Origin of the sequence: Lacipirellula sp. (genome assembly GCF_965279485.1) — a bacterium.
GTDB lineage: Bacteria > Planctomycetota > Planctomycetia > Pirellulales > Lacipirellulaceae > Lacipirellula.
Genome location: NZ_CBDIIC010000002.1, coordinates 4,667,042 through 4,682,259, shown reverse-complemented (window position 1 = coordinate 4,682,259; position 15,218 = coordinate 4,667,042). Strand labels below are relative to the sequence as shown.

Sequence of the window (15,218 nt, the reverse complement as noted above, 5' to 3'; positions counted from 1 at the left end):
CAAGAGGGATGATGACGCATCGGGATGCCTCAGTTGATGTGGAGCATTGTGGCTTCGAGCGTTTCTGCACAAAGGCGTCGGCAGCGCGTGGCGTCCCAGGCGCTCGACCTTGCTAACGTTCAAACTGCCGCTGGAAATGCACCGAGCCATTTACTAGTGCCATTGACTCGCGCCATCGTTCAGCAGGGCGCATGGTCGTCCCGCAAGCGGTTCTCCCACGACAGGGACGCCCGACCAGAGAATCTGCGCGTGTTTGCAACTGCGCAGCGAAGATTCATCCGGCGAACGACGGAAGGCAAGCGCGGCACGGCGTTGAACGGCCCAGTGTGATGGCGCTGCGTGCGGACGGCCGCCCTGCACGCCTCAACATTTGCCAGCGTGCGGGTGGTTATACATTACCAAGTCTCTTTATCAATATTCTTATTAAAAAAAGACCACCTTTTAAATTGCCATTTCCTGCCGACTCGACGCAAAGCACGTTCATGTACCGATTTAGCAAACGGAATGAATCGAGGGAGCTAATTCGACATTAGGCAAGAAACGTGCGAATTCGTGCATCCGTAAGCTACTCTCGCTGGGTTAAAACTCCGGTTTATGTCGGACTTCGGAGTGGCAATCGTTTGCATCAATTCCGCATGCTGCGATCGGCGCACAACTAATGCCACGCAACGCCGAGAGCACCGGCTACGGTTCGAAATAGTGTGAATGATTCCGCACACGGCGCGTCGAAGAAATCGCCAAGTCTCATTCAATCAATGAGTTGGTCGACGAGATTCGAGCTGCAGGCTCATGCCGCAGCTCGCGAACCGGCTCAGCCGCTTTCCCGCTAGCGTCGCTCACCTTGAGAAAACCAAAGTATTTCTCGATTCGACTGACTTGAGCGCTGGTCTAATTTGCGACTGACATCAGCAAGGACAATGCCTCGGCAATGGCCTCGCTACTTGTGGCCAGGACGACGTCATCGTAGAGCCAGCCGCCACTTTGTTCCTTAGGCTGCGCTTCCAGGCGGAGCCGATCGAATTGGAACTGTTCGATGATTTGCACGGCATCGGGCGTCGAAGTCGCCACCTCCGCAAGCTGAGGATCGCACCAAACGGCGGCCTCAGTCTTGCCTTCGTCGATGCGCAACCGCACCACCCATAGGTGTTCCTCGAAATCTGGCAATTGCGGCTGTTCGCCGGGAATGGACGAGTCTTTGTCGAGCGTTTGTAGCATTTCTGCCGGCGTTCCCATGCCCGCATGCATGTGGATGCCATAGTGCACGATAGGAGCCGGCTGGCCAATAAACAGCGGCTCGTCGACCGAACGATTGTCGCCGTACATGAGCGACATGCCGGCCCAGGAAAAATCGGCATTTTGCGGGCCGTAGGCTTTCGTTCGCCAGCAGAGCCAGACTTCGCCCGAGCGATGGCCGATCATGCCGCGCTCATCGACAATGCCGCTGAGGAACGTTCGCGACTGTGGGCCGTTGTCGAGATCCAAGTAACAACTGACGTCTTTCTCGACTGCGAGCGAGTTCGACGCCCCGAAGCGTTTGTTCGAGTCGTTGATGTTCGTTTTGAACAATGGATCGCCCGTTTGGCGAACGGCAGGGGAGCGGAATCCGATCGAGAACTCGTTCCCCACCGATTCGCGGTGGAAGCCTTGGTAGGCGAGCAAGCCTTTGATTCTCAGTAGTTCGTAGAAGGCGACCTTTGCGGCCGCGTCGCGATCGCCGCTCTGAGCTTCTTTGCGCAGTTGCACTTCATCGGCGCGAACAAACTGCCGGTCGTGCGCCAACTGAGTGGGAAGCAAGGGCGTCGTCGACGACGTCTCGATCGTCGCTTCCCAGCCTGCTTGCAGTTGGACGCCTGCGCTTGCCGTATCCGCGGCTCCCGCTTCTGGAAGGTCGAGCCGGACTTCGCCCTCGTACACGGCGACGTCCGTCTCGTTCGTGGCGCTAACCGCGACGCCAAATTCAGTGCCGAGGTCGACGATCGATGAGTTGGGGGCGTCGATCGTGAGCGACTCACCGGCGCTTTTGTTGAGTCCGACAACTTTGCCGCGCCGCAACGCGAGGCGATTGCTGGCGGTGACCGTGGCGTCGACGGGGCCTTCGAGCACCAAGGTGCTGCCGGAGATCGTGGTGATTTGCACGATGCCGCGCTCGAATGCAATGACGTCGTCTTGCCGAACGACGGCGCCGACGGCGAGTTGTTTTCCGTCGCGAGCGGCAACGCCGAGAGCTTCGGAGAGCACGGCGACGACGGGAGGCTGGGGTGGAGGCAACGGCGGAGTGGGCGCGACGTTGACCTCGGGCTGAGGCGGCGCCTTTGGTTTAGGTTCCGGTTCCTTAACGGCGAGCAGTTTGCTCTCAGCGGGCTGCTGGGCGTTCATCCAAACGCCGACGCCGATCGCCAAGAGCAGTCCGGCGGCAATGCCAAGGATCGCGGCGATCGCGAGCGGCCGTCTCGAATCGGCTTTCTTACGCGGCAGGCTGCTCAACGAAGCGTCGGGCGTCGCTCCCAACGCTTCGATGTCGCGGAGCGATTGTTCGATCGCCAGTAGGTACGCTTCGTTCTTCTGGGCCGGAATTTCGTCGAGCAATCGCTTGGGAGAGAGCTCCCGGCCGAGGTAATCGTGCACCATCGCGAGTAGCAGCAGATGCGTTGGCTCGATCGATTCGTTCTCTTGTTGATTGGCGTGCCACAGGTGACGGCTCGCTTCGTTAGCGGGGGCGTCGAGCAGTCTGCTCCAGCGATGCAAGTCGCCCGCATCAAGCGCCGCCGTCTGCTCGCCACCGCGGCTCACACATCGTGCGACCAAATGGATGCGCACCTTGCTGAGATGCAGTTGCACATGCTGCATGGGACGATTGAGATGCATGGCGATGCGGCGCGGCGACAAACCGTGCAGGTAGCGTAAGCACAACACTCGCAACGTATCCGCCGGGAGAAGATGCGGAATGCACTCGTCGAGAATCTCGTGAACTGACGCCGCGTCGAGCAGCGGCGTGAGCTCGGGCGCCGCAAACGCGCTGTCGAGCAGATCGTGCGTGAGGACGTCCGCGTCGCTGCCTGTAGGCGCGGCCTGCTGCAGCACTTCCCATGTCGCATCGGCCGTCGCGGACCAAAACGCCGCTGGACTCATATCCGGCTCGTAGTCGGCAAGGAGTTTGTTGACAATCGCTTGAACAGCGCGCGCCGCGGCGGCAGGCGGCGCGACGCGCAGGCTTGTGATCGCGAGGATACGGGGGAAGAGTTGCAGCCAATCTTGCGAGTGCGACTCATTTGCCGCACAGGCCGTCATCACCTGAATAAACCTCGCGTCGTCGGCGAATCGCAGTTGCTGCTGCGCGATGTCGGCAATCGGCCGCACTTCTCCGGGGATCGTCTCGTCGATGACCGTAGCCGCCTGCTTGCGAGCGGAATAGATCCATTGCAGCGCCGATTCAAGCTGCGCGTACTGCAAGTAGAGTTGTCGTCCGCGCGGGCTGGCCAGCAACAGCTCGTTCAGCCGCTCTTTGTCCTGCTTGCTGATGACGCCTTCGAGCAAGTCGACGACGAGACCTTCGATCAGCGCCAGATCGTCGCGGTCATTTGCAGAATCTGCCATGGTCGTTCTCAATCTCGATTAGGCGCCCAAGCCCGAGGAATTGCGGATGCTGGCGGTGATGCATTGGAAGAGAAGTCTGCGAATGCGAGCAAACGTCCGATGAATCGTGCGGCTGGTCTTGCCGAAGGAATCGGCGACGCCTTCGACGCTCATCCCACTTTGGTAGCGCAACTCCAGCACGTTGCGATCTTCTTGAGGCAGTTTCTTGAGGCAAGACTCCAGAGCGTCGCGCCGCATGTCGAAAAGGTCGCTGTTTTCGATCATTTCAAACGAGAGGACTTCGATCAGCTCTTCATTGAACCAAAGACGATCGGTGGCCGTTTTGCGACGATGGCGGACGACCTCGATGTGGGCGATGCCGCACGCCCAACGAAAGAAGTCGCGAGTGACGTCGTAGTCGGGCCATTTCTTCCAGAGCGCGAGACTGGTTTCTTGCAGCACGTCGTCGGCGTCGGCCTTGGTCGGCACCAACGATCCGATGAACGAGTGGAGCCCCGATTGGTGCTTCGCGAACAGCTGCACGAACAACGTCGACGGAGGGGGTTCGCGTAGATCTTTCATAGGACAAAGAGATCGCTTGCAAGAGTGAAGAGGGGCGCCAGGCGCCATCGTGGCGCCGCACGTCGGCGCGCAAATCGGGTACAAGCCAACCTCAGTTAGAGGCAGAAAGGATGCGGCCGTCAACTAGACGCGGCGTGAATTGGCACTTCAGCGGTGACGCGGATCCGGGGAAAGAAGTTGCGGCTCACGCACGAATTTCAGAAAGTCGCCACGAACAGATTTTCCGAGAAAACTCAATCCAATCATAGATTCTTGCCATTTTCGAAATTTTCCATGTCACGTTCGCCGGCTGCGATGCGGATATGTCTCCGAGAGCAAGTTCCGACCTGCGCAGGGCAGACGCTGCAGGCGTCGGTTCGTGCAATTGATTGAGTGAAGGCGTCGCGCCCGAGTGGTCGCTCGTGCGCTGGCGGAGCGGCTGCGGCCGCGCCTTCAACGACCTCGCGAAGTAGGCGCATCCTGCTCGACGAGTTGCATTCATTCGGTAGTCGCTTTGGTTTGCCAAAGCGGATGAGTCGTTCGACTCAACAAACTCTTTTGGCTTTTCCACAGTTGGCGTCGACTGCGGGCCGGTGCTTGTCATCGGTTGACGAGCATTGCACGCCCCGCGGCAAATGCGCGTCACGCGCAGCGACGCGACACAGTTGCTTAGAAACACAACAGGATCGATCAACTCGGCGGCCTTTTCGGCGGTTGCGCGATCCGCATGATTTAGAGGATGAACAGCATGCCCCTAAACCGGCTTCGAACTTTCTTTTCGCTCTGCATCGCCGCCAGTTGCGTGGCAACGCAAGTCCACGGCGTGGTCCTCGTCTCCGACGACTTTAGCAGCGCTACATCGGGAACGGGCTGGGCGGCGGGCAACGTCTGGGAAGCGCTCGAGAACGGTCACGCGACGACGCTGCCGACGGGCGGCGCGCACACCACCAACTTCCGTGATTTCGCCACGCCGCTCGATGCGTCGAACGCCAAGACTTATATCAAGGTCGACTACGCCCAGACGGTCCCCGGCAACGGTAACGAATGGGGCGGCCTCGCGTTCTTCACCGGCGTGGAAGGCAACGCCGGCAACGAAACTTTCTTCATGGGCAACACAGCCCCGAGCAACTACTTTTCACTCGACTTGAAGGGGGGGCAGATCGTCAACAGCCCCATACCGATCGACAACAAGACCCACACGCTCATCACAGAAATCGACACGACCGGCGCGGACGACGTCTATCGCTTCTGGGTCGACAACGTCAATCTGAGCGCTCCCTCGGCAACCTACACCGTTGTCGGCGGCGGGCCGATTACGGGGCCGTGGGGGACGCTGCGGCTCGGTAGCCAAGACGACACGACCGACTCCTACGACAATCTTGTGATCGGCACGACGGCCGCGGACGTTGGCTTGGCGGCTTCGACGCTGACGTTGACGGTGAACCGGTCCACTGGCGCCGTCTCGCTCAACAGTCCGACAGCGCTCACCAAAGTCGTCGGCTACGAAATCCGCTCGAATGACGGAGCGCTTCGACCAAGTCAGTGGACCACCGTCACGGGGCACTACGACAGCCCCGGCAACGGCGGCAATGGTTCGGTCGATTCAAACGATCCGTGGACCGTTCTTTCGACCGATCCCACCAATACCACGAACCTCGCTGAGTTCTCATTTAGCGTCGCCCCTGGCGACGGCGGTACGATTGGCGCCGCGGCCGTGAATCTGGGGACGATTTGGGCGCGGTCTCCGTTTGAAGATCTCTCCGCCACGGTAATTGTCGACCAAGGGGGCACGCAAGAGCACATCGGCGCCACCGTCGTCTACACGGGAACCGGGCCCGCGTTCGGCGACCTCAATGGCGACGGCAACCTCAACGCGGCCGACTGGACGTTGTTCAAGTCAGGGCAGGGGGCCGTCGACGGAACGCTCACGCCGCTGGCCGCTTACCGCAAAGGCGACTTGAACGGCGACTTCAGCCACACGCTGCAAGATTTTGATCTGTTTGCTGAAGCCTACGACCTTGTGAATGGCTCCGGCGCCTTCACCGCGATGGTCGCCAGTGTGCCGGAACCGAGCACGTTCGTCCTGGTGCTCGCCGGCCTTGCCGCCTGCGTGGCGAACCGCCGGCGCAAAGTCGCCGCCGTTGCCGCGGCGCTGGTGGTGTTCTCAGCCGTGGGTGCCGCACCGAACGAAGCTCACGCCGTGATTGTCGCCTCCGACGACTTCAGCGCCGAAGGCTCCGGCACGGGCTGGGCTGCCGGCGATAACTGGGATAACGTCACCGGCGGCGTCGCCGACACGCAGTTCGCCAATGCGAAATTCCGCGCCTTTGCCACGCCGATTGCCCCGTACGATTACAACAAGCTGTACGTTGCCTTCGACTTCAAATTGACGTCCGGCGCTCAGTGGGGCGGGCTCGCCTTCTTCACTGGCCCCACTGGCGGGAACGAAACGCTCTTCGTCGGGGATCCTGGCCAGTACAACGCCTACGGCGTCGACCTCAAGCAAGGCCAAGTCCTGCCGGCGAACCCACTACCAGTCGGCGTCCCGGCCACCAACACGGCGTTCCATCGTTTGATTGTCGAACTCGATTTCGACAACGATCTGACGGCGCCCTTCGACGACAAGTACAGTTTCTGGGTCGACGGCTCCGACGTGAACGCGCCGACCTACACGACGACGATCCAGAACTCGCCGATCGCGGCGCCGTGGCAGTCGCTGCGTCTGCAATCGGCGGGCGGCGGCGAATGGTTCCAGGTCGACAATCTGCTGATCACCGACGATGCGAACCTCGTCTTCTCGCCGACGCTGAATCTGCTCGTCGACAAGGCGACCGGCAACGTCACGATTCGCAACACGACCGGCACGCCGATTCCGATCAGCGCGTACTCGATCGAAAGCGCTGCGGGGATGCTTAACAGCGGAACGCTGGCCGGCGATTTCAACCAAAGCGGTGCGGTCGACGGCGCCGACTTCCTCGCTTGGCAGCGTCAGTATCCCGCACTTGGCGCCGCCGACTTAGCGGCCTGGAAAGCCAACTTCGGCGCCAGCGGCCCCGGCACGGGTGGTTGGTCGAGCCTCGCCGATCAGCATCCGGCTGGCTTCCCCGCCGGCAACGGTTCCGGCAACGGCTGGGAAGAAGGGGCTAACCCTAGCGCGACGGAACTTGCGGAGTATTACCTCACGGGCCAATCGTCGGTGGTCGCCGGCGCCAATCTCGGATTGGGCAAAGCGTACAGCGGCGGAGCAGCCGGAGCCCAAGACCTGCAGTTCATCTATCGCTCGAACGGCGAACTCAAAGTCGGCACGATCAGCTACACCGGCGGCGCGGTGGCTGCCGTTCCGGAACCAGGCTGCTGTTGGTTGGCGGCGATGGGCGCGACTGCGATCGCGTGCCGCGTGCGTCGTGTTCGCGCTGCGTGAGCCCGAACGCTTGGCTGCCGCAAGCTATTGGGGAAGCTTGCGGCAGCCTCCATTTTTACCGCCATAACATCGAACCATCGCAATCGTTGATTTCGATGGACACCCCGCCCGGCTATCGGCGCTTTGCCATGAGAAGGATGGAGCGAACTGTGAAACGTTCAACTGTACGAAGCGCCTTTACGCTGGTCGAACTGCTGGTTGTCATCGCGATCATCGGCGTGCTGGTGGCGCTGCTACTGCCGGCGGTCCAAGCGGCGCGGGAAGCGGCCCGTCGCGCCCAGTGCAAAAGTAGCTTGAAGCAAATGGGCCTGGCCGCGCTGAACCTGGAAGGGACGCACAAACATTTCCCGACCGGCGGCTGGGGCTGGCGTTACGCCGGCGACCCCGATCGCGGTTTCGGCAGCCGGCAACCAGGCGGATGGTACTTCTGCATCTTGGCGTACACCGAGCAAAACGCCTTGTGGCAGCTCGGCGCCGACGGCAACCCTAACACGATCACGCCCGCCCAGCGCGCCGGCAGCAAGCAACGGCTGCAATCGGCGGTCTCGATTTTTAATTGCCCTTCGCGTCGCGGCGCCGACGCTTATCCGTTCACCAACGCCAGCGACTACTTCAACGCTGATCGGCCCACGAACGTTGGCCGCAATGACTACGCGGGCAACGCGGGTAGTTTATCGACGTATGCCTTGTACTCGGGACCGGAACCGACAGGCGGGACCATGCCCAACGCGATGGCGTCGGCGTCGGAGTACGGAGAGTATTCTGTTCCTTTCGAGCGTGACGGACGAGTCGCTCGCCTCGCCGGCAATGGCGTGGTGCTGGCCCTCGCAGAAATGCGGATGGCGGAAATTACCGACGGCACGTCGCAGACGTTCTTTGCAGGCGAAAAGTACATTCCCGCTGGGGAGTACGACACGTCGGCTTGGATCGGCAACGATCAAGGCTGGGATCAAGGGTTCGATCACGACGTCGTACGCTGGACCAAATTCCCGCCGGCCGCGGACGGCGCACCGCCGGCGATTAGTGCAGATGACGCAGTGACGATCTACGGCAGCGCCCATCCCTCTGGTTGCCAAATGGTCAACTGCGATGGTTCGGTCGTGACGATCTCGTACGACGCCGACCCCACGACCTTCGCTCTGAGGGGTTCAAGGGACGATGGCCAGCCGGTCGGCGAGTAGCGACTGTAAGAAACTGCCACCGACGTGGCCGTTGAACTTCTCCAGCGTCAAGCCAACGCTGGCTTCGTCCTATTGAGGACCGGCAGGATGTTGGTGACGCGTCGACGCGATTGAGTTGCACCGAGAACGACCGACTGGAACAACGAAGAGCGCAGCGTTCGATCATGAAGCTTAGCACCTTGAGAGCAACGCCGCGCGAGGCGTCGCGGCGACTTCGTCTGGAAAGCTTGGAACAGCGCTGCCTCCTTGCAGGGGACGTCTATCTCGTCAACTTTGGCTTGGCAGGCTCTGGGCTTCCCAATCGCTTTCTCGACGACACGGGCCAGGTCTTTGCCGCTCACGGCAACGGCTTGTCCTACGGATGGTCGACCGATCACACCGATCAATCGCGCGATCGCGGCGTCAACGCCGATCAGCGTCTTGATTCGCTGATTCACATCGAAGCGGGCGCCAAGTGGGAGTTTCAGCTTCCCAACGGTCGCTATCAGGTTACCGCCTCGATCGGCGACGCGGCGAATCTCAGCACGCATACGCTGCGGGTCGAGGGAACGACGGCATTCAACGCCGTTCCGCTCGCGGCCAACCAGTTCCTTCAATCGACGGTCACGGTCAACGTCCTCGACGGTCGGCTGACGCTCGACAGCGGAGCGGCGCCCGACAAGGCGACGCGCATCAACTACGTCTACATCGTCGGCGTCCCGTCGACGACGAATGGCGCCCCGGCGGCGCCGACGATCATGGAACCCTCCCATGACGGACATATCGCCAATCCCAGCGACGTCCATATGGAGGCGATCGGTTTCACAGATCCTGACGGCGATACCCATCAAAACAGCGATTGGGAAATTTGGACGGCCGACGCGAACGGCCAGCCGGTGGAACTCGCTTGGACGACGATCGGCATCGCCGGCGTCGAGCGCGTTCACACGCACCTGGGCGACGGGATCTTCGTCGGCATCCACGCGGGACAGGCCGACCTGAACTATTCAACCAACTACGTGATGCGCGTCCGCTTCCGCGATAGCGCCGGTTCCGTGAGCCCCTGGGCGACCCGCACCTTCAGCACGGGCGCGATCACTCAGGCGTTCCCGCTGGAAATCGACGACGTGGAGACAACGCCCGCGCCGACGTGGACGAACGGCGCCGGCGGGCCCGTTGTGCTGCCTGCGCCAATTGGAGTGAAACCCAAACTCCAACTCGAATCCCCGCAAGGCGGCGTCCTGCTGTCGATTGCCGGCAGCAACGGCGCCGTGAATGCGGTCACGAACCCAGCGGCGCTCGCGCTGCACGTCAATCCGCGCATCGCCGTCTCCGGCGGCGTGGCGGGACTCACGCTCGCTGAATCTGATCTGACGTTCATCGATGGATCGGGCGCCGAACGGACGGTTTACCTGCCAGCAATCAACGTCGCAGCCAACGCGACCGCATACTTCTGGGTCGCCGCCGATGGCGCGACCTACTACGGCGCCGCCAATCAAACAGCGCCCGATTTCTCGAATCTGGCTCGCTCTTCGATTCTCGGGTTCGCGACGCTCGAGCCCGGCTACCGCATTGAAGTCGTCGCTTCCGGGTTGGAACTACCGGTCAACATCGCCTTCGTCACCAACCCTGGCCCCGATCCGAACGATCCAAAGTTCTACGTGACCGAACTCTACGGCAACGTGAAAGTCGTTTACAACGACGGCTCGATCCACAGCTATGCCACGGGCCTGCTGAACTACAACCCGACGGGCGCTTTTCCCGGTTCGGGCGAGCAAGGCGTGGCGGGCATCGTCGTCGATCCCGCGACGGGCGACGTCATCATCACGCGCGTGCGCGATACGGACGGCATTGAGGGCGGCGACCATCACCCGCAGGTAGTGCGGCTGCACAGCATCGACGAGGGACGCAGCTCCAGCGGCGAGACGGTCATTCTCGATATGGTCGGCGAAACGCAGGGCCAATCGCACCAGATTTCCGACGTCTCCATCGGCCCCGACGGCAAGCTCTACGTTCACAATGGCGATGGCTTCGACGCGAACACCTCGCTGAATTTGAATTCGCTGCGCGGCAAGATCCTGCGGCTCAATCTCAACGGCACGGCGCCGAGTGACAACCCGTTCTACAACGCCGCCGACGGCATCACGGCCCGCGACTACGTCTACGCTTACGGGTTCCGCAATCCGTTCGGCGGCTCGTGGCGGGCGGCGGACGGCAAATTGTACGAAGTCGAAAACGGCCCCGGCTCGAACGACCGCTTCGCGCAAGTCAATCGTGGCGCGAGCTACGGTTGGAACGGCAACGCCGCCTCGATGACGACCAATGCGATTTACAACTGGAACGTGCCGCATGCGCCGGTCGACGTCGCCTTCATCCAACCGCAAACGTTCGGCGGCAGCGGATTTCCGTCCTCGCAGCAAGACGTGGCTTTCGCAACCGAATCGGGCCCAACGTGGGCGACCGGCCCGCAATCGCAAGGCAAGCGGATCGTCAAATTCAAGCTCGACGCCAACGGCGCGTTGCTCGAAGGGCCGACGACGTTCGTCGAATACGTCGGCCAAGGCAAAGCAACGATCGGCGGCATCGTCGCCGGCCCGGACGGACTCTACTTCACGGATCTCTACCCAGACCTGAACTTCCAAGATCCCACGGCCGCCGGGGCGCGCATCCTGCGCATCAAGTACGTCGGCACGGGAGCGGCGCCGATCAACTTCTCCGGCGACCGCCTGGCCGGCACCGGGCCGCTCAGCGTGCAGTTCACCGACGAGTCGGCCGGCGTCGGCGTCACCAGTTGGTCGTGGGCGTTCGGCGACGGCGGGACGAGCAGCCTGCAAAACCCAACGCATGTTTACACGACGCCCGGCGTTTACGACGTCACGCTCACGACCGTCGGCGCCAACGGCATTCAGTCGCTCACCCGCAGCGCCTATGTGGTCGCGGGCTACCGGCCTGAAGACACCAACCAAGATGGCGTCGTCAACCGCGCGGTCGACGTCGCCAACCTCATTGCGAGTTGGAATCGCGATACCAGCACGCTCTCGACGCATGCGAAGCTGCTCGCAGGCGACAACAATCTCGATGGGCGCGTCGACCTTGATGACGCTTACCGACTGCTGCAGGCGCTCAAAGCTGCCTCCGCGCCGGTGGTCACGCTGCCGGGCGATTTCAACGCCGACGGCCGCGTCGACGGGGCCGATTTTCTGGCGTGGCAACGCAACGGCGGCAGCCAGAGCGATCTCAATGCGTGGAAGCAGAACTTTGGCGCCGGCGCTTCAGCCGCTGCAGTCGAAGCACTCCTAGCGAGCGCTGAGGGTTCGGAGGACGCTCCGTCGATTAGCGAGACCGTCGTCGCGAACTTGGAGGCGGAAGCCGATGCGGTCGATCAGCGAAGCCCGCAGGAAGTACGCGTCGCCGACGGACGCAGCTACGTCTGGATTGCCGGCGTGGAAGCTTCTCGAGCGAGCGTTGCGTTCCCAACAGCAACCACAGTGCGCGAACTCGCAGGCGACGACATTAGCCAAGGCCATTACCTGGAGCGCGATCAACGCTTCGCACTGCCAGTCGAATCCTCCGCACCCCAACACGCTTTCATCGACGGCCGCGTGGAACGCCGCGCGTCACGTGCAAATCGCACCGAACTAAAGGACGATGCGTTTGCTTCCAACCACGAGGAACCGTGGCGCTGGAGGCGAATAAACGACCTCTTTTAGGTAACCTTCCGCAGCACAATAAAAAGGCAGAAATATTCCATTTTCCCCGTCGCATTTCCTCGTCTGGAAGCGGAAATAAACCTAGCGGAGGCTTTGCACGCCTTCGCGGCGCTCTTGCGTCCTTATCCTTGCAGAAATTTATGAGCGCCGGCCCTTCGCCGCTGCACAACATCTTGCTCGTCGTGACTGTTTCTTATCGGAGATTGACTAATGAAGACCCTGAGTAGCATCCTCTCCCTCTCGATCGCGCTGGCTTGCGTCGGTTGGTGCCAGCACACCTCCGCAGAAGTCATTGGCGCCGACGACTTCAGCGAAGCCAACGGCACGGCCGTGAATGGAAAGCCCGCCGACGTCGGCGGTTCCTGGAGCGCTCCTGGCTCCCAGACGATTGTCGGCGGCGTGCTCGATACCGATCCAGTCGGCCAACACGAGGGAAGCTTTCTCGATTTCACCCGCGCTCTCGGAGCGGGCGAAACCCTCACGCTCACGTTTCGCTCCGCTGAATCGGCCGGCACAATGTTCGACATCAACGGCTACGCCGGCATGTCGCTCTACGTCGGCGGCAGCGAAAAACTCTTCATCGGCGATCCGGGCGGCGGTCAGCCGGTGAACGGCTGGGCCCTCGACGGCTTCGCGGGCGGCGGTCCCTCAACCTACACCGGCCTCGGCAACGAAGCCGTTAACGGCACGTTCACGTACAACTTCGACTCGGGACTCGGAACGCTGCTCGTCTCCGATGGCGTCAGTTCCGCCTCGGCGACGCACAACTACGATCCGGGATTGGCGCTGAACCGCTTCCGCATCCAGAGTGGCAGCAGTGACGCGGCGGCGATCTCGATCGACTCGTTCAGCGTCTCGGCGGCACAAGTCCCCGAGCCGGCGTCGATTGGCTTGCTGGCCGCTGGACTCGTCGGCGGCCTCGCTTGCTCGCGTCGGCGATAGACCGCTAATCGCGACATGTCGCCAATCTTTCGCCCCGCCTGCGGAGCTAAGCAGGCGGGGCGTTTTTATTGGATTCACGCGGTCCGGCAACGACTGCTTCTTCGCATAGAGATCATCATGGTGCATCGCTTGACTTACGGCTTCGCGATCGTCGTTGGCATCGCGTCAGTCGCCCAGCAGCATGCATCGGCGGCCGTCTACCCTGGCCGAGGAATCACCGCGTCCACCGGCAACCAGCGCGGCTTGTATCTGGTTCTCCGCCCCGACACGGCGCCGCCGCTCAACCAAGCGAAGATTGACGCTATTCGCGCCAGCGAAACGGTGACGCGCGAGTTCTTCGCCGAATCGTCCGGCGGCAAGCTCGATCTGCGCTACGCCGACATCGTCGACGTGCCGATCACGCTCGCCGTCAATCCGCAGGACAATCAACTGCATCGTCCGAACGATTGGTGGGGCATCGCCGAGAACTATGTCCGCAGCAATTTCGGGCTCGAGCCCGAGGCCTATCAACTCAACCTGTTCGACGTCAGCGCCACCCCGGAAGACGTCAACCAAGGCTGGTCGGGCGTCGCCACGTTTCCGGGCAATAACCTGGCGATGCAAACGCCCCCTGGGCCTGGCTGGGGGCAGCTGGTCGTCGATCACGAACTCGGGCATCGCACGGGAGCGCCGCATTCCAGCGCATGGCGATTGAGCGACAACGGCAACTTCAATCCTCACGTGTGGGACGAACATAAGAAGGCTTACGTCGAGTATTCCCCAACGATCCACGGATTGAGCCCCGTCGCCTACGGCGTCGAACTGGACGAGTACGGCGACCCGCTCAGCGTGATGGGCAACATCTCGAACGGCACATTCAGCGTCCATCAAAAACGCGTGAACATGGGCTGGCTCAGTTCCGGCCAAGTCCCCGACCTCAACGCAACAGGCGACGGCGTCTATCGCGTTTACGCGCACGACCAGTTGCAGTCGACGCTTAACGTCCAGGCGAACGTGATGGGCGTCGTCAACGGCTACGACGCCAACTCACGTTACGGGTTGACATTCAACAGAAACGATCAGGTGTTCAACAAGGGCGCCAACGCGTTTCAAACTCGCACCGATGCGTTCACGCTGGAGTACCGCGCGGCGGAGGAAGGGGTCTTTCTTTATCTCAACGACGGGCTGCTCGATCTGGATCTCGCCGGCGGTTCAGATCGCAACGATCACCGCCGCTCGCTACAGGTCGGCGATCGCTTCGAAGACATCGCCGTTAGCCCCTCGTACTTCGTCGGCACAGGCGCTGCCAACGAATGGGCCGCCATCGGCGCCCCGGCGCCGACTTCCATCTACCAACTCCGGCCGAATTGGTTCGAGTTCGACGTCCTCGCCAAGGGGCAGGACCTCATCGGCAGCTACGTCGACATCGGCGTGAGCACGGTGTCTTACGTCCCGCCGGGCGATCTCAACAACGACGGCTTGTTCAATCAACTCGACGTCAACGACTTCGTCGCGCACTGGCGATCAGACACTTCAGGCCTCAACCGCGTCGCCCAGTGGATGAGTGGCGACCTCGATAACAGCGGCATGGTCGACCTCGACGATGCGATTCTGCTACGCTCGATTTTAATCAACTCGACCGGCCAGTCGTTTGGACTGACGGCTACCGTTCCTGAGGCTTCGAGTTATGCGTTGGCTGCGATGGCGATCTCGGCAGTCTTGATCACGCAGTCGCGATTCTCTTCAGTAAGACGACCGAGCTTACCCTGTTATTAACGATCGGTTGGTACGGGTAACTGCTCTCCGGCACTGAAGTCGAAGCCCTCACGAAGCTGGGGGCGACACGCCTCAAACCACGCAGCGCCAGGTGCA

Annotated in this window: 7 protein-coding genes; 5 read left to right on the top strand and 2 right to left on the bottom strand. The window is 61.6% G+C overall.

The features are described from left to right. Nucleotides 1–888 precede the first annotated feature (888 nt). Both ACQY7R_RS26270 and ACQY7R_RS26265 read right to left on the bottom strand, forming a co-directional pair. Complete coding sequence (locus ACQY7R_RS26270) at nucleotides 889–3,594, bottom strand: FecR domain-containing protein (protein ID WP_428308508.1); 2,706 nt, start codon at nucleotides 3,592–3,594, stop codon at nucleotides 889–891. Between the two features lie 18 nt (nucleotides 3,595–3,612). Continuing rightward, complete coding sequence (locus tag ACQY7R_RS26265; RefSeq protein WP_428308507.1) at nucleotides 3,613–4,155, bottom strand: sigma-70 family RNA polymerase sigma factor; 543 nt, start codon at nucleotides 4,153–4,155, stop codon at nucleotides 3,613–3,615. Between the two features lie 727 nt (nucleotides 4,156–4,882). Between ACQY7R_RS26265 and ACQY7R_RS26260 the strand changes: the two genes are divergently transcribed. From ACQY7R_RS26260 to ACQY7R_RS26240, 5 genes are all read left to right on the top strand, one after another. After that, complete coding sequence (locus tag ACQY7R_RS26260) at nucleotides 4,883–7,555, top strand: PEP-CTERM sorting domain-containing protein (RefSeq protein ID WP_428308506.1); 2,673 nt, start codon at nucleotides 4,883–4,885, stop codon at nucleotides 7,553–7,555. A gap of 149 nt (nucleotides 7,556–7,704) precedes the next feature. Then, the gene (locus ACQY7R_RS26255) at nucleotides 7,705–8,736 is read left to right on the top strand and encodes a DUF1559 domain-containing protein (RefSeq protein ID WP_428308505.1); all 1,032 of its coding nucleotides are present in this window, start codon (nucleotides 7,705–7,707) and stop codon (nucleotides 8,734–8,736) included. A gap of 164 nt (nucleotides 8,737–8,900) precedes the next feature. Next, nucleotides 8,901–12,425, top strand: a complete 3,525-nt coding sequence (locus tag ACQY7R_RS26250; protein ID WP_428308504.1) for a PQQ-dependent sugar dehydrogenase — start codon at nucleotides 8,901–8,903, stop codon at nucleotides 12,423–12,425. Nucleotides 12,426–12,635: 210 nt separating this feature from the next. After that, nucleotides 12,636–13,367 carry a PEP-CTERM sorting domain-containing protein gene (locus tag ACQY7R_RS26245; protein WP_428308503.1) on the top strand — a complete coding sequence of 244 codons (732 nt, stop codon included), beginning with the start codon at nucleotides 12,636–12,638 and terminating at the stop codon, nucleotides 13,365–13,367. Between the two features lie 117 nt (nucleotides 13,368–13,484). Beyond that, entirely contained in the window at nucleotides 13,485–15,122 is a 1,638-nt protein-coding gene (locus ACQY7R_RS26240; RefSeq protein WP_428308502.1) for a hypothetical protein, read from the top strand. The last annotated feature ends 96 nt before the right edge of the window (nucleotides 15,123–15,218 follow it).

Coding starts and splice junctions, on each gene's coding strand:
- ACQY7R_RS26270 (WP_428308508.1), bottom strand. CDS start 3,594: ATGGCAGATTCTGCAAATGACCGCGACGATCTGGCGCTGATCGAAGGT.
- ACQY7R_RS26245 (WP_428308503.1), top strand. CDS start 12,636: ATGAAGACCCTGAGTAGCATCCTCTCCCTCTCGATCGCGCTGGCTTGC.
- ACQY7R_RS26240 (WP_428308502.1), top strand. CDS start 13,485: ATGGTGCATCGCTTGACTTACGGCTTCGCGATCGTCGTTGGCATCGCG.
- ACQY7R_RS26250 (WP_428308504.1), top strand. CDS start 8,901: ATGAAGCTTAGCACCTTGAGAGCAACGCCGCGCGAGGCGTCGCGGCGA.
- ACQY7R_RS26265 (WP_428308507.1), bottom strand. CDS start 4,155: ATGAAAGATCTACGCGAACCCCCTCCGTCGACGTTGTTCGTGCAGCTG.
- ACQY7R_RS26260 (WP_428308506.1), top strand. CDS start 4,883: ATGCCCCTAAACCGGCTTCGAACTTTCTTTTCGCTCTGCATCGCCGCC.